20 protein-coding genes are annotated in these 18,110 nt (G+C 73.8%); 11 read left to right on the forward strand and 9 right to left on the reverse strand.

Annotation, left to right across the window (positions count from 1 at the left end; genetic code table 11):
* Positions 1–76: 76 nt before the first annotated feature.
* From NNL39_RS05505 to NNL39_RS05520, 4 genes are read right to left on the reverse strand one after another with little or no spacing between them, the layout of a single operon-like run.
* Entirely contained in the window at positions 77–892 is an 816-nt protein-coding gene (locus NNL39_RS05505; RefSeq protein WP_255160687.1) for an ABC transporter ATP-binding protein, read from the reverse strand.
* Positions 889–1,941 (reverse strand): FecCD family ABC transporter permease, encoded by a 1,053-nt coding sequence (locus tag NNL39_RS05510; RefSeq protein WP_255160688.1) that lies wholly within the window; start codon positions 1,939–1,941, stop codon positions 889–891. The genes NNL39_RS05505 and NNL39_RS05510 overlap by 4 nt, the downstream gene beginning before the upstream one ends.
* Positions 1,938–2,960 (reverse strand): FecCD family ABC transporter permease, encoded by a 1,023-nt coding sequence (locus NNL39_RS05515; protein WP_255160689.1) that lies wholly within the window; start codon positions 2,958–2,960, stop codon positions 1,938–1,940. The genes NNL39_RS05510 and NNL39_RS05515 overlap by 4 nt, the downstream gene beginning before the upstream one ends.
* Entirely contained in the window at positions 2,957–3,961 is a 1,005-nt protein-coding gene (locus tag NNL39_RS05520; protein WP_255160690.1) for a siderophore-interacting protein, read from the reverse strand. Before NNL39_RS05520 ends, NNL39_RS05515 begins: the two co-directional genes overlap by 4 nt.
* A 153-nt stretch (positions 3,962–4,114) precedes the next feature.
* Here NNL39_RS05520 and NNL39_RS05525 point away from each other — a divergent pair, with 153 nt between their 5' ends.
* From NNL39_RS05525 to NNL39_RS05540, 4 genes are read left to right on the forward strand one after another with little or no spacing between them, the layout of a single operon-like run.
* Entirely contained in the window at positions 4,115–4,432 is a 318-nt protein-coding gene (locus NNL39_RS05525) for a YtxH domain-containing protein (protein ID WP_255160691.1), read from the forward strand.
* A complete protein-coding gene (locus NNL39_RS05530; RefSeq protein WP_255160692.1) occupies positions 4,429–4,851 on the forward strand; it encodes a phage holin family protein in 423 nt (140 codons plus the stop codon). The genes NNL39_RS05525 and NNL39_RS05530 overlap by 4 nt, the downstream gene beginning before the upstream one ends.
* Entirely contained in the window at positions 4,848–5,072 is a 225-nt protein-coding gene (locus NNL39_RS05535; RefSeq protein WP_255160693.1) for a DUF3618 domain-containing protein, read from the forward strand. The genes NNL39_RS05530 and NNL39_RS05535 overlap by 4 nt, the downstream gene beginning before the upstream one ends.
* 40 nt (positions 5,073–5,112) lie before the next feature.
* Positions 5,113–5,955 (forward strand): uroporphyrinogen-III synthase, encoded by an 843-nt coding sequence (locus NNL39_RS05540; RefSeq protein ID WP_255160694.1) that lies wholly within the window; start codon positions 5,113–5,115, stop codon positions 5,953–5,955.
* On the opposite strand, the gene NNL39_RS05545 is transcribed toward NNL39_RS05540, so the two are convergent.
* From NNL39_RS05545 to NNL39_RS05555, 3 genes are read right to left on the reverse strand one after another with little or no spacing between them, the layout of a single operon-like run.
* Positions 5,952–6,350 carry a DUF1304 domain-containing protein gene (locus NNL39_RS05545; protein WP_255160695.1) on the reverse strand — a complete coding sequence of 133 codons (399 nt, stop codon included), beginning with the start codon at positions 6,348–6,350 and terminating at the stop codon, positions 5,952–5,954. The genes NNL39_RS05540 and NNL39_RS05545 overlap by 4 nt on opposite strands.
* Entirely contained in the window at positions 6,347–7,396 is a 1,050-nt protein-coding gene (locus NNL39_RS05550; protein WP_255160696.1) for an acrylyl-CoA reductase family protein, read from the reverse strand. Before NNL39_RS05550 ends, NNL39_RS05545 begins: the two co-directional genes overlap by 4 nt.
* A 40-nt stretch (positions 7,397–7,436) precedes the next feature.
* A complete protein-coding gene (locus tag NNL39_RS05555; protein ID WP_255160697.1) occupies positions 7,437–8,462 on the reverse strand; it encodes a 6-phosphofructokinase in 1,026 nt (341 codons plus the stop codon).
* Positions 8,463–8,575: 113 nt separating this feature from the next.
* On the opposite strand from NNL39_RS05555, the gene NNL39_RS05560 reads away from it, so the two are divergent.
* The 6 genes from NNL39_RS05560 to NNL39_RS05585 all read left to right on the forward strand — a co-directional run bounded on the left by NNL39_RS05560 (position 8,576) and on the right by NNL39_RS05585 (position 11,823).
* Positions 8,576–8,974 carry a PPOX class F420-dependent oxidoreductase gene (locus tag NNL39_RS05560; RefSeq protein WP_255160698.1) on the forward strand — a complete coding sequence of 133 codons (399 nt, stop codon included), beginning with the start codon at positions 8,576–8,578 and terminating at the stop codon, positions 8,972–8,974.
* Positions 8,975–9,068: 94 nt separating this feature from the next.
* The gene (locus NNL39_RS05565) at positions 9,069–9,419 is read left to right on the forward strand and encodes a DUF4190 domain-containing protein (protein ID WP_255160699.1); all 351 of its coding nucleotides are present in this window, start codon (positions 9,069–9,071) and stop codon (positions 9,417–9,419) included.
* 108 nt (positions 9,420–9,527) lie between these two features.
* The gene (locus NNL39_RS05570) at positions 9,528–10,508 is read left to right on the forward strand and encodes a DNA-3-methyladenine glycosylase family protein (protein ID WP_255160893.1); all 981 of its coding nucleotides are present in this window, start codon (positions 9,528–9,530) and stop codon (positions 10,506–10,508) included.
* A gap of 18 nt (positions 10,509–10,526) precedes the next feature.
* Entirely contained in the window at positions 10,527–11,075 is a 549-nt protein-coding gene (locus NNL39_RS05575) for an acyl-CoA thioesterase (protein ID WP_255160700.1), read from the forward strand.
* 50 nt (positions 11,076–11,125) lie between these two features.
* Entirely contained in the window at positions 11,126–11,512 is a 387-nt protein-coding gene (locus tag NNL39_RS05580; protein ID WP_255160701.1) for a YidH family protein, read from the forward strand.
* On the forward strand, positions 11,509–11,823 hold the full coding sequence (locus NNL39_RS05585; protein WP_255160702.1) for a DUF202 domain-containing protein: 315 nt from the start codon (positions 11,509–11,511) through the stop codon (positions 11,821–11,823). The genes NNL39_RS05580 and NNL39_RS05585 overlap by 4 nt, the downstream gene beginning before the upstream one ends.
* Here the strand turns inward: NNL39_RS05585 and NNL39_RS05590 are convergent.
* Positions 11,820–12,689: an endo alpha-1,4 polygalactosaminidase gene (locus NNL39_RS05590; RefSeq protein WP_255160703.1), complete on the reverse strand. Its 870-nt coding sequence runs from the start codon at positions 12,687–12,689 to the stop codon at positions 11,820–11,822. The genes NNL39_RS05585 and NNL39_RS05590 overlap by 4 nt on opposite strands.
* Complete coding sequence (locus NNL39_RS05595) at positions 12,686–14,275, reverse strand: phytoene desaturase family protein (protein WP_255160704.1); 1,590 nt, start codon at positions 14,273–14,275, stop codon at positions 12,686–12,688. Before NNL39_RS05595 ends, NNL39_RS05590 begins: the two co-directional genes overlap by 4 nt.
* Positions 14,276–14,335: 60 nt before the next feature.
* Between NNL39_RS05595 and NNL39_RS05600 the strand changes: the two genes are divergently transcribed.
* On the forward strand, positions 14,336–17,842 hold the full coding sequence (locus NNL39_RS05600; protein ID WP_255160705.1) for a proline dehydrogenase family protein: 3,507 nt from the start codon (positions 14,336–14,338) through the stop codon (positions 17,840–17,842).
* Positions 17,843–18,110 lie beyond the last annotated feature (268 nt).

The raw sequence follows: 18,110 nt of genomic DNA on the forward strand, positions 1-18,110 counted from the left end.
GCTCCTTGCGAGGGGTCGGTGCGGGCGGGGGATGCTCGAGCCGCGTGGCTCGCTCAGTAAGGTTAGCCTAACCTAACTAACTCAGTGTCGCTGACCCCGCTCGCGGCAGCACGACGGGTCGGCCCGTGTCGGGGTCGGTGAGGATGCGCGCGTCGACCCGGAACGCCCGCTGCACGGTCTCGGCGGTGAGCACGGCGCCCGGCGCGCCCTGCGCGATGAGCCGCCCGCCTGCGAGCATCGCGAGCTCGTCGGCGTAGCGCGCCGCGAGCGTCAGGTCGTGCAGCACGATGACGACGGTCATGCCCGCCGCCGCCTCGCCGCGCAGCACGTCGAGCACCTCGACCTGGTGGGCGACGTCGAGCGCACTCGTCGGCTCGTCGAGCAGCAGGATGCGCGGCTGCTGCGCGAGCGCCATCGCGATCCACACCCGCTGCCGCTGGCCACCGCTCAGTTCGTCGACGCGGCGGTCGACGAGCCCGAGCGCGTCGGTGGAGGCGAGCGCTCGAGCCACGACGGCATCGTCGTCGCTGCGCTGTCCGCGGAACAGCCCGTGGTGGGGGTACCGTCCGCGCGCCACGAGGTCGCCGACCCGGATGCCCTCGGGCGCGAGCGGCGACTGCGGCAGGATGCCGATCGTGCGCGCGAGCCGCCGGCGCGGCACCCGGGCGAGATCGTGGTCGTCGAGCAGCACGCGCCCCGCGCTCGGGGCGATGAGCCCGGCGAGGGCGCGCAGCAGCGTCGACTTGCCGCTCGCGTTCGCCCCGACGAGCGCCGTCAGGCGACCGGGGGCGATCGCGAGGTCGACGCCGTGCACGACCGCTCGGTCGCCGTAGGCGAGATGCACCCCCTCGGCGCGCAGCTGAGGGCTCTCGGTGTGGGGCAGGTCAATCATGCGCGGGCCTCCGTGCGTCGGTCGCCCCGCACGAGCAGCGCCAGCAGCACGAGCGCGCCGAGGGCGCCCGTGATGAGGCCGACCGGGGGCTGGAAGGTCGAGGGGATGAGGTGCTGAGCGATGAGGTCGCAGCCGAGCACGACGGCGGCGCCGACGAGCGCGGCCGTGCTGAGCGCGGGGCCGCGACCGCGCAGACCTCGGGCGATCGGGCCCGCGGCGAAGGCGACGAAGGCGATGGGTCCCGCGGCACCGACCGCGACCGCGGTGAGGGCGCTCGTCACGACGATCGCACCCGCGCGTACGGCCACGGGATACCCGCCGAGCGCCCGCGCGGTGGCGTCGTCGAAGGCTTGCACCTCGAGCAGGCGCCGCCCGGCGAGCAGGAGCACCGCGCACAGGGCGAGCACGCCGCCGACGATCGCGATGTCGGGCCACGAGGGGGAGCCGACCGAGCCGACGAGCCAGAAGTAGGCACTGCCCGCGTCGACGAGCGCCGCGCGCGTCAGGGCGTAGCCGAGCACCCCGTTGGCGAGGAAGGCGAGGGCGACACCGACGACGACGAAGCGGGCGCCGCTCACCCCCCGCCCACCGAGGGTGACCGCGAGGGCCGCCGCGAGCAGCGCGCCGATGATCGCGGCCCCCGTGACGGCCGCGCCGCTCGCGCCCGCGACGATCACGAGCACGCCCGCGGCGCTCGCGCCCTGCGCGATGCCGACGATGTCGGGGCTCGCGAGGGGGTTGCGCACGACCGACTGCAACAGGGCTCCGGCCAGGCCGAGTGCGGCCCCCACGAGCAGGGCGAGCACGAGGCGCGGCAACCGCACGCCCTGCACGATGAACGCGGCACCCGGAGCGCTCTCGAGGCCGAGCAGCGCGGCGACGACCTCGGCGGGGGAGAGGGCGACGGCGCCGAGACCGAGCGCGAGCATCCCGAGCACGGCGATCGTCAGGAGCAGGCCGCCGTCGACGGCGAGCGCACGGCGGCGGTCGCGTGCCCGCATGCCGGCGAGCTGCCGCATCGGGTCGACGGGATGCTCGAGCCGGCTCACAGCGCCGCCCCCGCCCGCGAGCGCACGAGGGCGATGAGCACGGGGGCTCCGAGCACGGCGACGACGATGCCGGCCTCGATCTCACCGGGGGGTGCGACGAGGCGGCCGAGCACGTCGGCGGCGAGCACGAGGGTCGCGCCCGCGACGCCCGCGAGGGGCAGCAGCGCGCCGTGGCGCGGCCCGACGAGCCACCGCGCGAGGTGCGCGCCGACGAGGCCCACGAAGACGAGCGGTCCCGCGAGCGCGGTGGCCGCGCCGGCGAGCAGCACGATGCCGAGCAGGCTCAGCGCGCGCGTGCGGCCCAGCCGGACGCCGAGCCCGCGTGCCACATCGTCACCGAGCGCGAGCGCGTCGAGGGGCCGAGCGAGCAGCAGCGCGACGACGAGGCCCGCGGCCAGCAGGGGAGCGAGCGCGACGGCTTCGTCGAGGCCGCGGGCGGTGAGGGCGCCGACGGTCCAGAAGCGGTAGCGGTCGAGCGTCTCCGGATCGCTCAGCAGCAGCAGCGAGGTCGCCGAGGTCAGCGCCGCCGTGACGGCCGAGCCCGCGACGACGAGCAGCACGGGCGCGTCGGCGATGCGCGGGCGCGCGGCGAGGGCGGCGATGAGCGCGGAGGCGCCGAGGGCACCCACGAGTGCGAGCCCCGCGAACGCGAGCGGGCTCGATGCGCCGAGCACGGCGATGCCGAGCACGACGGCGAAGGCGGCGCCCGCGGTAACACCGAGCAGTCCCGGGTCGGCGATGGGGTTGCGCGTGACGCCCTGCATGATGCCCCCGGCGATGCCGAGCCCGGCTCCGGCGAGCAGGCCGATGACGGTGCGGGGCACGCGTAACTCACGCACGACGACGAGGTCGACGGGGTCGAGCCCCGGGTCGCCGGGTCGCAGCACCGCCGTCAGCACCGTGCCGAGGTCGATGCCGCGCGCGCCGAGCGCGAGGCTCGCGACGACGGCGAGGAGCAGCGCGACCACGAGGGCGGTCGCGCCGAGGGCGCGGCGGCCCTGTGCTTCAGCGCGCCTCACTGCGCTTCGCTGCGCCCGCGCCGCCAGTAGCCCATGAAGGCCACGTTCGTGCGGGCGATGCCGAGCTCGCTCACGAGGTGTCGACGCAGCTGCTTGACCATCGCCGCCTCGCCGGCGATCCAGGCGTAGAACTCGCCCGACTCGGGGTCGAGCGGTGAATCCCACAGCAGCGCGCTGTCGACATCCACGTCGTCGAGAACGTCGGGCGTCGCGCGCACGACCGAGGAGAGCTCGCGCATGTGCCGCGGCAGCCAGCGCTGCACGGCGCGCGTGAGCAGCTCGCCGTGCGGCGCGATCGCCTCGAAGCCCTGCGCGGTCTCGCACCCGGCGTCGCGCGCGAGCCAGGTGAGCCGCGAGCGCCCGCGGGGCACGACGTTCTGCACGTCGGCACTCGAGGCGACCTCGATGAAGGCCTGCGCCGTCACCCCCGGGTCGAGCGATTCGAGGATCGAGCAGATCGCGGGGGCTGCCGTCTCGTCGCCCACGAGCAGCACGTGGCGGGCCGCGCCCGGGCGCCAGTCGCATCCGATCGTCGGGTCGGCCGTGCGGGCGTCCGGTCCGATGACGATGAGGCGATCGCCGAGGGATGCCCGCCGCAGCCACCGCGCGGCCGGGCCGTCATCCACCCCGGGGGTCGGCTCGTGCAGCACCATGTCGATGTCGAGCTGCCGCCGGTCGGGGCGGATGCCGCGCACGGTGTAGGTGCGGAAGGGGTTGCGGCGAGCATCCGGCAGCGCCCGCCAGCGGGCGTACCAGTCGCCCGCCCGCTGCGCCGCCTCGTCGTGCTCGCCGAGGTCACACAGCGAACCGTCGTCGAGGGGCAGTACGAGCTTGATGCGCTGGTCGAGCCCGCGCGTGCCGAAGACGACGAGGTCGTCGCCGGTCACGGTGACGCGCACGAGGTGGGGGCTGAGCGGCAGCACGCGCTGCACCGTCACGGCGTAGGGGCGGTAGGCGGGGTGGGTGACCGCCTCGGTCGCCTCGCCAGGTAAGGTAAGCATTACCTAAGTATGCATGGTGCCGCGAGGGTAGCACCACGCCCCCTCCCCTGGGAATCCCCTCAGCATCACTCGACCCCTCGAGGGCGGGGCGCACTACGCTGGGGGAGTTGCCGCGGCCGATCCGCCACGGTCGGGCAGCGTGAGGAGTGCGTCATGAGAGGCAAGATCCTGTTCGCCGCCGGCCTCGCCGTCGGCTACGTGCTGGGCACCCGCGCCGGCCGCGAGCGCTACGAGCAGCTCAAGAACGCCGCGATGGGCTTCTGGAACGACCCCCGCGTGCAGCACCGGGTCGACCAGGTCGAAGACTTCGTGAAGGAGAAGGCGCCCGAGGTCGCCGAGTTCGTCTCCGACGGCGCCAAGAAGGTCGTCGACCAGGTGACGGGTCGCGGGGCGGCCAAGAAGCCGGTCGCGTCCAAGCCCGCTGCGAAGAAGCCGACCACCGCTGCGAAGAAGCCCGCCGCGTCGTCATGAGCGAGCCCGCGCCGGCCACGACGCGCGAGCGCCGCGGCCTCTTCCAGCTGATCGCCGACATTCCCGGGCTTATCCGTGAGCTCATCGAGGCCGAGATCGAGGCGCTCAAAGCCGAGATCGTCGGCAAGCTGAAGGCCGCCGGCATCGGCGCCGGGTTCCTCGTCACCGCCGGCGTGTTCGCGTTCTTCGCGACGCTCGTGCTCACGGCTGCCGGAATCCTCGCGCTCGCGCTCGTGCTCCCGCCCTGGGCCGCGGCCCTCATCGTCGGCGGAGCCCTGCTCGTGCTCGCGGGCCTCGCCGCCGCCATCGGCGTCGCGCAGCTCAAGCACGGGGTGCCGCCCACCCCCACCCAGACCATCGAGAGCGTCAAAGAAGATGTCCGCGTCGTGCGCGGACTGAGAAAGCGAGGAGCATCATGAGCGATACCGTCGCAAGCACCGTCTCCGCCACCCGTGCCCGCCTCGAGCAGACGCTCGACGCGATCGACGAGAAGCTCGACGTCAAGAAGCAGGCCGGTGAGCTCACCGAGCGCGTCAAGACCTCGTACCAGCAGAACCCCGTGCCGTGGATCATCGGGGCGACCGCCGCGACCGTCGTGGTCGTGGGCCTCGTCGCCTGGGCGATCTTCAGCGACGACTGAGCTTCCGGCCGATTATGACTCTCGCGCGAGCGGAGTCATCATGGAGGAGATGTTCTCCTCCCTGCACGACGTGACGATCGAGCGCACACCCACGGGCGCGCTGCCCGTCATCAAGCCCCTGCTCGGCTGGACGGTGCTGGTGCCGCGCGGCGGCAAGTGGGGCGACGGCGTCGCCGCGCAGTTGCGCGCGCTGGGCGCCGTGCCGGTCATCGCGCCCCTCATCAACTTCGCCGGCACCGAGCATCCCGAGCAGCTCTCCGCGGCGCTCGAGCGCCTGCAGTCGGGCGCGTACGGCTGGCTCGTCGTGACGAGCGCCACCACGGTCGACGTGCTCGTCGGCCACGACGTGCGCGTCCCCGCGACGACGCGCATCGCCGCGGTCGGCGAGACCACCGCGCACGCCCTGCAGCTGGCCGGCTACTCGGTCGACTTCGTGCCGAGCGACCACTCGGCGCGCGGGCTCGTGCGCGAGTGGCCGGGCACCGCGGCGCAGGGTGCCGTGCTCGTGCCGCAGAGCGAGATCGCCGAGCCCACGCTCGTGAGCGGCCTCGCCGACCGCGGCATCGACGCGCAGTTCGTGAGCGCCTACCGCACGGTCGGAGTCACCGCCCCCGCCGCGGTCGTCGCCGACGTCGCCGCCGGGCGCATCCGGGGCCTCATCGTGAGCTCGGGCAGCGTCGCGCGCCAGATCGCCGAGCAGTTCGCGCCGCTGCCCGAGGGCACCGTCGTCGTCTGCATCGGCCCGCGCACGGCCTTCGACGCCCGCGCGGCCGGCCTCACCGTGCACCGGATCGCGGACGAGCGTTCGACCGCGGCCCTCGTGCGCGCGCTCGCCGAGTATGCGATGAACCCCGACGACAGCGTTCCGCCGGTCGTCTCCTAGCCCCCCGCGAGCAGCGCGACGATCGCGAGCAGGGGTGGCACGCCCTGCGCCAGCGCGATCGGGATCATGCGGGGCGGCGCCGTGAGCGCGAGGCCCGCGCCCGCGAGCCCCATGATCGCGCATCCGGTGACGATGACGGCGACGCCCGCGATCGAGCCGGCATCGATCGCCACGAGCACGATGCCGAGAAACACGACGATGCCGAGCCCGAGGTTGTAGAGCCCCTGGTTCACGGCGAAGAGGCGCAGCGGCGGCGAGTCGTGCTCCGCCCGCACCCCGAACAGGCGCCGGCCGAACGGCAGCCGGAACAGCACGCTCTCGAGCACGAAGAACGCCACGTGCAGGGTCGCCGCCATGCCGGCGAGCACGAGGCCGATGAGGGTCAGTCCGATCATGCGGTCTCCGTCTCGATGCGGGCGGTGGGGGATGCGGAGCTCGCGCCGACCCGCACGGCCAGTCGCCCGGCCACACGGCCGGCGAGCACCTCGGCGGCCTGCTCGGCGGCCTCCTCCAGCTCGACGACGCGCGCGATGTCGTCGACCACCGCCGGGTCGAGGTCGCGCGCGAGTCGCGCCCACGCCTGCTCGCGGCGGGCGAGCGGGGTGAGCGAGGAGTTGACGCCGAGCAGCGCCGCGCCGCGCAAGATGAAGGGCATGACGGTCGTACTCAGCGCGGGCGAGGCCGCGTTGCCGCACGCAACCGCCGCGCCCTCCTGCCGCAGCTGGCTGAGCGCGGTCGCGAGGGGTTGCCCGCCGACGGCGTCGATGACGCCCGCCCAGCGCTGCGACTCGAGCGCGCGCGGGGGTCGGTCGGGCTCTGAGCGGTCGAGCTCGCGGCGGTCGAGGATGCTCGCGGCGCCGAGCGCCCGCAGGCGCGCGGCGCTCTCGGGCCGCCCGGTCGCGGCCGTGACCGTGAAGCCCGCGCGCGCGAGCAGGGCGACCGCGAAGGATCCGAGTCCGCCACTGGCGCCCGTCACGAGCACGTCGCCCTCAGTGATTCCGTGCCGCTCGAGGGCGAGCACGGCGAGCATGGCAGTGAAGCCTGCGGTTCCGATGCCGGCGGCCTGTGCATCCGTGAACGCGGAGGGCGTGGCCACGAGCGTGCCGCCGTCGAGCAGCGCGCGCTCGGCGAGGCCCCCGGCCCGCGTCTCGCCCGCCCCGGCGCCGTTCAGCAGCACGCGATCGCCCGGGGCCCAGCGCGCGTCGCTCGAGGCGATCACGGTGCCGACGACGTCGATGCCGGGCACGAGGGGCGAGCGGCGCACGACGCCGGGGGTGCCGGCGAACGCCAGGGCGTCCTTGTAGTTGAGGCCCGAGTAGCTCACCGCGACCTCGACATCGCCGCGCTCGTCGGCGGCGGGGCTCAGCACGGTCTCGTCGAGCTCGATGAGCTCGACGCGCGGGCCCGCGTCATCGAGGGTGATCTGCCAGCCGCGCGTCATGCCCGCCAGCCTAGGCCGCGCGGCGTCGCCCGGCGAGGGCTCAGCCGAAGAGCAGTGCGGCCTCGTCGTAGCGCGCTTGCGGCACGGTCTTGAGCTTTCCGAGCGCGGCCTCGAACGGCACGCGCACGATCTCGGTGCCGCGCAGGGCGACCATCTCGCCCCAGCGCGCATCGTCGACGGCCGAGATCGCGGCCATGCCGAGGCGCGTCGCGAGCACGCGGTCGAAGGCGCTCGGGGTGCCGCCGCGCTGGATGTGGCCGAGCGTCGTCGCGCGCGTCTCGATGCCCGTGCGCTCCTCGATCATGGGCGCGAGCATCTCGCCGATTCCGCCGAGCCGCGGGCGGCCGAAGGCGTCGAGGCCGCGCTCGGAGTGGGGCTGGTCGGCCCCGTCGAGCGTGAAGCCCTCGGCGACGACGACGAGCGGCGCCCGCCCGCGGTCGTAGGCGCTCTGCACCCACGCGCACAACTGGTCCATGCTCGTGTTCTGCTCGGGGATGAGGATGGCGTGGGCGCCGGCCGCCATGCCGGAGTGCAGGGCGATCCAGCCGACGTGGCGGCCCATGACTTCGGCGACCATGCAGCGGTTGTGGGCGTCGCCCGTCGTGCGCAGGCGGTCCATCGCCTCGGTCGCGATGCCGACGGCCGTGTCGAAGCCGAAGGTGTAGTCGGTGGCATCGAGGTCGTTGTCGACGGTCTTCGGCACTCCGACGATACGGATGCCCGCATCCGTCAGCCGCTTCGCCGCCGCGAGCGTGCCCTCGCCGCCGATCGCGATGAGCGCGTCGAGGCGGTTCTCGGCGAAGACGTCGTTGATGCGGTCGACGCCGCCGCGGCCCTCGAAGGGGTTCGTGCGGCTCGTGCCGAGGATCGTGCCGCCCTGCTTCGAGATGCCCTTCACCTCGTGCCGGCCGAGCGGCAGCGTGTCGTTCTCGACGAGCCCCTTCCAGCCGTCCTTGAACCCGACGAACTCGTGGTGGTGCACGGTGGTGCCGGTGAGCACGGCCCCGCGGATGACCGCGTTGAGGCCAGGGGCGTCTCCGCCGGAGGTGAGCATTCCGATGCGCATGGGTTCCATCATGGCCCGTCGCGGCGGGCGGCGCGAAAACGGGCGGGCTCTCGGCGCGCGCCCGGGGCCCGGCGCTATCGTGAACGCCGCACCCCGCCCCTGCTGGAGGACTCATGACCGACCCCGTCGTCGCGCTCGCCGACGAGCAGTACGTACTGCTCACCACCACTCGCCGCTCGGGCGTCGCCGTCGCGACACCCGTGTGGGTGGCGCGCCATGACGAGGCGCTGCTTGTGACGACGGGCGCCGAGGCGGGCAAGGTCAAGCGCATCCGGCACACTCCGCGCGTCACGCTGCAGGCCTGCGACCGGGTCGGGCGCCCGCTCGACGGAGCCCCCGTCGTCGAGGCCATCGCGAGCGTGCATGATGACGAGGCCTCGCGTGCGCACCTCGACACGGCGCTCAGCGAGAAGTACGGCGTGCAGTACGCCGCCATCCGGGCGATGGGCCGGCTGCGCGGCCGATCAGCGTCGAGCTCGGTCGTCGTGCGGCTCGTCGCGCCGTCCGCCTGACCTGAGCAGAAACTGCTCTCACGCGCGGGGCGCGCGGGGCAGTACGATTCGAGCGAACGGGGCCATCTCGGCCCCCCACCCCGCAGGAGTCAGAATGACCGACGCCCCTCCCCCCGCACCCGCCTACAGCGGCGCTCCCGCCGCCCCCGTCAACCCCGGCAAGACGATGGGAATCGTCGCTCTCGTGCTGTCGATCATCGGCCTGCACCTGATCGGCATCATCGTCGGCTTCGTCGGCCTCAACCAGTCGAAGAAGGCGGGCCAGAAGAACGGCTTCGCCCTCGCCGGCATCATCGTCGGCTTCGTCGGGCTCGTGATCGGCATCATCGTGATCATCAGCCTCGTCGCGGGCGGCGCCGCACTGTTCGGCGGCCTCGCGCAGGTCTGCGCCGAGCTCGGGTCCGGTGTCTGGGAGGTCAACGGCGTCACGTACGAGTGCCCGTAAGGCATCCGTTACGACAGTCCGCGACGGCGGGGAGGGCGCTCATCACGAGCGGCCTCCCCGCCGTTCTGCATGGTCAGGGCGCGGTCGTACGCTGAGCGCGTGGTCGAGATGATGCCGGATGCGGAGCGCGAGCTCGCCCCGCCCGAGCCCCTCGACCTCGGCGCCACCCTCGCCTTCCTGCGCCGCGGCCGCGGCGACCCCACCCTGCACACCGCCGCGGGGCCGGATGCGTGGCGCGAGGTCTGGCGCGCGCAGCGCACACCCGAGGGCTGCGCCTCGCTGCGGCTGACCGTGCTCGACGGCCCGCCCACCGCGGCGCGGCGGCTGCACCTCGCCGCGTGGGGCCCCGGTGCCGCGTGGAGTCTCGCGCACGCGCCCCAGCTGCTCGGCGACGGCGACGACTGGAGCGGGCTCGACGCCCTGCTCGCGCAGCGCACGGTGGAGGGCGACCCCGCGGCGGCGGCCCTGCATCGCCTGCGCCGGCGCACGCGCGGGCTTCGGCTCACCCGATCCCACCTCGTGCTGGAGGCGGCGGTGGCCGCCGTGCTCGAGCAGAAGGTGACGGGAGTCGAGGCGCGGCGCGCGTGGCGGCAGCTCGTGCGGCAGCACGGCGAGCGGGCGCCCGGCCCCGCGCCCGAGGGGCTCACCGTGATGCCCGACGGGGTGGGGTGGCGCAGCATCCCGGATCACGACTGGCATCGCGCGGGGGTGGGACCGCAGCGCATGGCGACCATCCGCCGCGTCGCCGCCGTCGAGCCGGCGCTGCAGCGCACCCTCGCGCTCGGTCGCGGCGGGCCGGCGGCGGTCGCGGCGCTGCGCTCGATTCCGGGCGTGGGGGAGTGGACGGCGGCCGAAGTGCTGCAGCGCTCGCACGGCGACCCCGACACGCTCAGCGTCGGCGACGCGCACCTGCCGCACGTCATCGGCACGTGGTTCACGGGCGTTCGCGTCGACGACGCCGGCATGCTCGATCTGCTCGCGCCCTATGCGGGTCACCGGCACCGGGTTGTGCGACTCATCACCTCGCTCGGCGTCGAGGCGCCCCGCTTCGGTGCGAAGGCCACCATCGAAGACCACCGCGGGCGCTGACCGCCCTAGCGTGGCGGCGTGAACAAACTGCTGCGCTTCCTCTGGGTGCTGTGGCGTGCCCGTCGCGCCACGCCCCTCGCCCCCACTGACGTCGGCTCGGTGCGGTTCCGCGTGCTGCCCAACGACCTCGATCTGCAGCGCCATATGAACAACGGCGTCTACCTCTCGCTCATGGATCTCGGCCGCATCGACCTCATGGTGCGGTCGGGGGTGTGGGGCGAGCTCACCGCCCGCGGCTACTACCCGGTCATCGTGAGCTCGACCATCACCTACCGCCGCTCGCTCGAGCTGTGGCAGACCTATGAGCTCGAGAGCCGCATCGTGGGGATCGATGACATCGCCGCCTACGTCGAGCAGCGCTTCGTGCGCGACGGCGAGATCGTCGCGCGCGCGGTCATCAAGGCGCGCTTCCTCAAGAAGTCGGGTGGCATCGTGCCCATCCCCGAGCTCGCCGAGCTCTTCGACATGGACCCGCAGAACCACCCGCTGCCCGCCTGGCTCGCCGAGTGGAGCGGCAACGCCGCCCTGCCCTCGCGCCGCGAGCCCGCGCCGAGCGTGTGGGAGTGACGCGCGTCAAGGGGTGCATCTGACGGCCGGTCGCGCGGTACCGTCGCGTCATGACTGACGACGACCGCCGGCCCCGCAGCGTCTACGGGGTGGGCGACGAGCCCGAGGTGCAGGCCTCGCTCGCCAACGAGCGCACGGCCCTGTCGTGGATCCGCACGGGCATGACCCTCATCGCGGGCGGAGTCGCCCTCGCGACCCTCTCGAGCTTCGGCGAGCTGCCGCTCGTCATCCTCGTCATCGCGGGGCTCGCGAGCCTCGGCGGCGCGGCGCTCGCGGTGTGGGCGCTCGTCTCGTGGCGCCGCACCGAGCGCGCGCTGCGGCTGCGCGAGCCGATCCCCGAGCCCTCGGTGCTGCCCTGGGTCGTTGCGGGCGTGGTCGCGGTCGGGCTGCTGCTCGCCGTGCTCGCGACGTTCCAGGCGATCGATTTGGCGCGGTGAGCGAGCTGGATGCCCCGCGCGCGCCCGTCGATCGCACGAGCCTCTCGTGGCAGCGTACGGCGATGCACTCCGCCCTGCTCGCTCTGGTCGCCGCTGTGACGGCGACGCAGCTCGGCGAGCCCGCCGTCGCCGTGGGCGGGGCGGTCATCGCGGGCTTCGCGATCCTCGTCGGTGCGACGACGCCGCGCGTGAAGCGGTCGGAGGTCGCCGACCGCGATCCGTGGATGCTCATGGTGCGCACCGTGATCGTGCTGAGCGCCACGGCGCTCGTCGCGGTGATGCTCGTGGTGGCGGTCGCGCTCGAGCTCTAGCGACTCGGGGCGCAGTGGGCGAGCACGTGGTCGGGGCTCGAGGGGGGTGCGAGCATCCGGTCGCGCAGCACCGTGAGCGCGGGGACCTCGCCGCGGGCGCAGACCTCGGCCCACGTGCCGCGCAGGTCGTCGGCGTACTCGATGTTCAGCACCTGGTCGCCGTAGACCGCGGTCGCGAAGGCGCACTCCGCCCAGCGGTCGCACTCCTCGAGCACGGCGAAGTCGAAGCCGGCCTCGTCGCGCCCGCGCGCGCCGAGCTCGAGCGCGTTCTTCTGCCCGGCGGCGAGCCCCGCGTCGTGCGCCCAGTCGACGAGCAGGGAGGCGAGGGCGAGGGCGTCGTCGGCGGTGAGCACGCCGCCCGACCGCGTGTAGCTGTCGAGGTTGTCGAACTCGACCGCGACGAAGCCGCGCTCGGCGCAGCGGTCGATGAGCGGGCCGAGCCGGTCGACGATCGCCGCTCGAGCCTCGGGCGTGCGCGGGTCGAGCAGGGCCTCGTCGGGCCAGTTCGGGTCGATGACCGGGTCGCCCGCGGCGGTGCGCAGCACGGCTTCCGGGGCCTCGTCCAGCCACGACTCGAGCTCGCCCGGCTGCGTCTGGAAGCCGTTGAGATAGCAGATGCTCGGCATGCCCGGCGCGGGCTCGTCGGTCGCGTCGCGCACGACGAGCGTCACACCGGCAGAGGGCTCGGAGGCGCCGCCGAGCTGGTAGTCGACGAGGCCCTCGGCGGGCAGGGCGAACCGCTCGGCGGGCGGGGCTGGCTCTGGCGGCGCCGCTGCGGGGCCCGCGGAGCAGGCGCTCAGCACGAGGGCGATGCTCGCGGCGAGCATCCCGAACCCGGTGCGCGCTCGCCGGCCGGATCGTGTCATCGCGACTCGAGCACCGCCATCGCGGCGTTGTGGCCCGCGATGCCGCTCACGGCGCCGCCGCGGCGGGCGCCCGAGCCGCACAGCAGCACGCCGGGCATGCCGGTGTCGACGCCCCAACGACGCGCGGGGGTGTCGAGCGGCTCGTCGTCTTCCGCCCACGGCCACGCGAGGTCGCCGTGGAAGATGCTGCCGCCCGGCAGCCGCAGCACGTGCTCGAGGTCGCGCGTCGTCTTCGTCTCGACGCACGGCTGACCGTTCGCGTCGGTGAGCAGCAGGCTCTCGATGGGCTCGGCGAGCACCGAGTTGAGCGAGTCGAGCACGGCCCGCTGCAGGGTCGCGCGCATCGCCTCGTTGTTCGCCTCGGTCAGCAGCCGGTCGGGCACGTGCAGCGCGAAGACGGTGAGCGTGTGCGCCCCGCTCGCACGCAGCTCGGGTCCGAGGATGCTCGGGTCGGTGAGCGAGTGGCAGTAGATCTCGGCGGGGATGACGCCCGGCACCTGCCCCGCCGCGGCTTCGTCGTAGGCGCGCTGCAGCTGGCTGAAGGTCTCGTTGATGTGGAACGTGCCGCCGAAGGCCGCGGCCGGGTCGACGCGCTCGTCGCGCAGGCGCGGCAAACGGCTCAGCAGCAGGTTGACCTTGACCTGGGCACCCTCGGCGGGCGGGGCGGCGGCGCCGTCAGCGGTGGATGCGGGGCCCGCGTCGCCCGCCGCGAGCAGCCGCGCGAGCTCGTGCGGCGAGCAGTTCACGAGCACGTGCTCGGCGCTCGTCTCATGCTCGACCCCCGTGGCGTCGACCCAGCGCACCGTCTTCTCCGTCGTCAGCGCGACGACCTCGGCCCCCGTCGTGAGCGTCGCGCCCGCGAGCCGCGCGGCCCGCTCGAGCTCGCCCGACACGGCGCCCATGCCGCCGACGGGAACGTTCCAGTCGCCCGTGCCCCCGCCGATGACGTGGTACAGGAAGCAGCGGTTGGCGAGCAGCGTCGCGTCGTCGTTCGGCGCGAAGGTGCCGATGAGCGCGTCGGTGTAGACGACCCCGCGCACGAGGTCGTTGCTGAAGGTGTCGGCGATCGTGCGGCCGACGGGCTGCTCGATGAGGGCATCCCACAGCCGGTCGTCGCCGACCGCCGCGCGCGCCTCCGACCGCGTCAGCAGCGGGTCGGTGACGGTCGGGAACAGCGCGCGGGCGAGGTGCTGCGTGCCCTCATAGAACTGCGCCCAGGCGACGACGTCGTCCTCGGCGTCGAGCGCGCCGAAGCTCTCGGCGGTCGCCATCGGATCGTGGTTGTCGACGAGCAGTCCGGTGTCGCCTCCGGGCACGGGCGTGTACGAGCTGTAGCGGCGCGGCGCGAGCTCGATGCTCAGTCCGAGGTCGTCGATGATGCGCTGCGGCAGCAGGCTCACGAGGTAGCTGTAGCGGCTCAGGCGCGCATCCACGCCGGCGAAGGCCTCGGCCGAGATCGCGGCGCCGCCGAGCACGTCGAGGCGTTCGAGCACCTGCACGTCGAGTCCGGCCTGGGCCAGGTAGGCGGCGGCGGTCAGGCCGTTGTGGCCCCCGCCGATGATGACGACGTCGCGCTGCTCGATCATGGCGCCAGCGTATCCGGCGAGAACTGGGCGCGAGATGCCCGCACGCGAGAGGATGGGCGTGTGACGACTCTCGAGCAGCCCGATGCCGACGCCGCCGTCGGACTCGTGCGGCAGTGGCTGCGGCAGACCGAGGGTGCGCAGACCGATGCCGGCGCGGCCCGACTCGCGGGGCTGCTGCAGGACGAGGTGGGGCTCGAGTTCGCCATCGGGTTCGTCGACCGGGTGGCGCGGCCCGACGACCTCGGCGTCGCGGCGCGCAACCTCGAGCAGCTGGCGCACCGCATCCCGAGCTTCTTGCCCTGGCCGCTGCGCGTGCTCATCGCCATCGGCGGACCCCTCGCCCGGCTGCTGCCCTGGCCCATCGTGCCCATCGCGCGGCGCGTGCTGCGCGGCATGGTCGGGCACCTCGTCGTCGATGCGACCCCGACCCGCCTCGGGCGCACGCTCGACCGCCTGCAGGGCGAGGGCGATCGGCTCAACATCAACCTGCTCGGCGAGGCCGTGCTCGGTGATGGCGAGGCGAACCGGCGCCTCGCGGGCATCACCGAGCTCGTCAAGCGGCCCGATGTCGATTACGTCTCCGTCAAGGTCTCGGCCGTCGTCAGCCAGGTGAGCATGTGGGCCTTCGACGACACCGTCGAGCGCGTTGTCGAGCGGCTCGTGCCGCTCTACGAGACGGCGGCGCTCGGGGTGAACCCGGCCTTCCTCAACCTCGACATGGAGGAGTTCCGCGACCTCGACCTGACGATCGAGGTGTTCCAGCGGCTGCTCGACCGGCCGTCGTTGCGCGGGTACGAGGCCGGCATCGTGCTGCAGGCCTACCTGCCCGAGGCACTGCCCGCGCTCGACCGGCTCACGCTGTGGGCCCAGCAGCGCCGAGCGGCGGGCGGCGCGGGCATCAAGGTGCGCGTCGTCAAGGGCGCCAACCTCGCCATGGAGCGAGTGGATGCTGCGCTGCACGACTGGCCCGTCGCCGTGCTGCCCAGCAAACGCGACAGCGACGCCAACTACAAGCGCGTGCTCGAGGCCGCCCTGCGCCCCGATCGAGTGGATGCGGTGCGCATCGGCCTCGCCGGCCACAACCTGTTCGACATCGCGTGGGCCTGGTTGCTCGCCGAGGCGCGCGGCGTGAGCGAGCGCGTTGAAGTCGAGATGCTGCTCGGCATGGCGCCCGACCAGGCCGAGGCCGTGCGCGGCACCGTCGGGCACCTGCTGCTGTACACGCCCGTCGTGCACCCGCGCGACTTCGAGTCGGCCATCAGCTACCTGATCCGCCGGCTGGAGGAGAACGCGAGCACCGAGAACTTCCTCTCCGGCGTCTTCGAGCTCACGCGTTCGCCCGAGATCTTCGCGCGGGAGGAGCAGCGCTTCCGCGACTCCCTCGCCGCATTCCAGGCGGCGCCCGCGGCGCCGGCGCCGCACCGCGTGCAGAACCGGCTCGACGAGCGGCCGCTCGACGCGCACGACGCCCTGCCGATCGGCGGAGTGCGCTCGGGCTTCGAGAATGCGGCCGACACCGATGTCGCGCTGCCGGCCAACCGCGCGTGGGCCCGCGCGATCCTCGAGCGGGCCGCCACGACGACCCGCGGCGTCTCGCTCGTCGAGGTGAGCCGAGTCGCCACGGTCGCCGCGATCGAACGCATCGTCGCCGAGACCCGGCAGGCCGCGGCCGGGTGGGCCGCGCGGTCGGTCGAGGATCGCGCGGGCATCCTGCATCGGGCAGGGCGGATGCTCGCAGCCCGCCGATCCGACCTGCTCGAGGTGATGGCGGCCGAGGCCGGCAAGACGCTCGCCGAGGGCGACCCCGAGGTGAGCGAGGCCATCGACTTCGCGCACTACTACGCCGAGAGCGCGCGCGACCTGGCGCGCATCGACGACGCGACGTTCGCGCCTGTGCGGTTGACGGTCGTCGCGCCGCCGTGGAACTTCCCCGTCGCGATCCCGGCGGGCGGCGTGCTCGCGGCGCTCGCCGCGGGCAGCGCGGTCATCATCAAGCCCGCGCCGCAGACCCGCCGCAGTGCGGCCGTCATGGTCGATGCGCTGTGGGACGCAGGGGTGCCGCGCGACGTGCTGCGCTTCGTCGACGTGCCCGAGAACGAGGTGGGGCAGGCGCTCATCGCGCACCCGGCCGTCGACCGGCTCGTGCTGACGGGGGCGTGGGAGACCGCGGCGCTGTTCCGCTCGTGGCGGCCCGACCTGCCGATCCTCGCCGAGACGAGCGGCAAGAACGCCATCGTCATCACGCCGAGCGCCGACATCGACCTCGCCGTCGCCGACCTCGTGAAGTCGGCGTTCGGTCACGCCGGCCAGAAGTGCTCGGCCGCCTCGCTCGCGATCCTCGTCGGCTCGGTCGCGTCATCGGCCCGCTTCGAGCGCCAGCTCGTGGATGCCGTGCGCACGCTGCGCGTCGGCCGAGCACTCGAGCCGACCACGGTCGTCGGGCCGCTCGTCGAGCGCGCCTCGGGCAAGCTGCTGCGCGCGCTCACGACGCTCGACGAGGGCGAGGCGTGGCTCATCGAGCCGCGCGCGCTCGACGCCTCGGGTGAGGTGTGGAGCCCCGGCGTGCGCCGAGGGGTGGCGCCGGGCAGCGCCTTCCACACGACCGAGTACTTCGGGCCCGTGCTCGGCATCATGCGCGCGCGCGACCTCGACGAGGCGCTCGACCTGCAGAACGCCACCGCGTTCGGACTCACGGCGGGGCTGCACTCGCTCGACGCCGAGGAGGTCGCGTACTGGCTCGACCACGTCGAGGCCGGCAACCTCTATGTCAACCGCGGCATCACAGGCGCGATCGTGCGCCGTCAGCCCTTCGGCGGCTGGAAGCGCTCGAGCGTGGGCGGATCGACCAAGGCCGGCGGACCCTCGTACGTCATGGGCTTCGGCACCTTCGCGCCGGTGCCGCGCGAGCCGCGCGAGTCGCTGAGCCTCCGCGGCCTCGACCGCGGCGTGCGCGAGGTGCTCGAAGCCAGCCAGCCGGGGCTCGACTTCGTCGGCTTCGACGCCGCGCGCGCGGGCGCGCTCAGCGACGAGCGCGCGTGGCAGGACGAGTTCGGCGTTGCGCGCGACGACAGCAGGCTGGGTGCCGCGGCCGGTGCCGTCGTCGAGCGCAACGTTCTGCGGTACCGCCGCACGCCGGTCACCGTTCGGGCCGCCGAGGGCGCCGCGATGGCCGACGTCGTGCGCGTGCTGCTCGCCGCGGCGCGCGCCGGGTCGCGCGTCGACATCAGCAGCGCGGTGCCGCTGCCGGCGAGCCTGCTCGCGCTGCTCGACTCCGGCGTCTCGGCGCTGCGCGCGGCCTCGATCGCGATCGAGACGGATGCGCGCTTCAGCGAGCGGATGCGCGAGGTGCGCCCCGCCCGCATCCGGCTCATCGCGCCGGAGGGCGCGGAGGTGGCGCGTGCGCTGCACCTCGCGCTCGAGGGCGACCCCGACGTGGCGATCTTCTCGGGGGCGGTGACGGCCGCGGGTCGGGTCGAGCTGCTGCCCTTCCTGCGCGAACAGGCCGTGTCGATCACGGCGCACCGCTTCGGCAACCCGTTCCCGGCGATGGCCGAACTCGAGCTGTAGCGCTGCGCTCCCGTGCGCGGAGCGGTGCCGCGCGATGCCACCCCACCTTGCTAGCTCGTCTGGTGCGATCGACAAGGTGGCCAGCACTCGGTGCTCGGTGCTTGCTGCTTGCTGCTCGCTGCTCGCGGATCAGGAAGATCGACGTCAGACCCCTGGTGAGGGGTGCGACACGCCGCCGATCGCCTTCATCATGCGGAGCTTCCTGAACCGCAAACAGGTGTGGCTCGGCTGTGGACGCCGGCAAGGTATGCCGAGCGAGGCCGAGGCT

The sequence above is a fragment of the Microcella humidisoli genome, assembly GCF_024362325.1.
GTDB classification, from domain to species: Bacteria; Actinomycetota; Actinomycetes; order Actinomycetales; family Microbacteriaceae; genus Microcella; species Microcella humidisoli.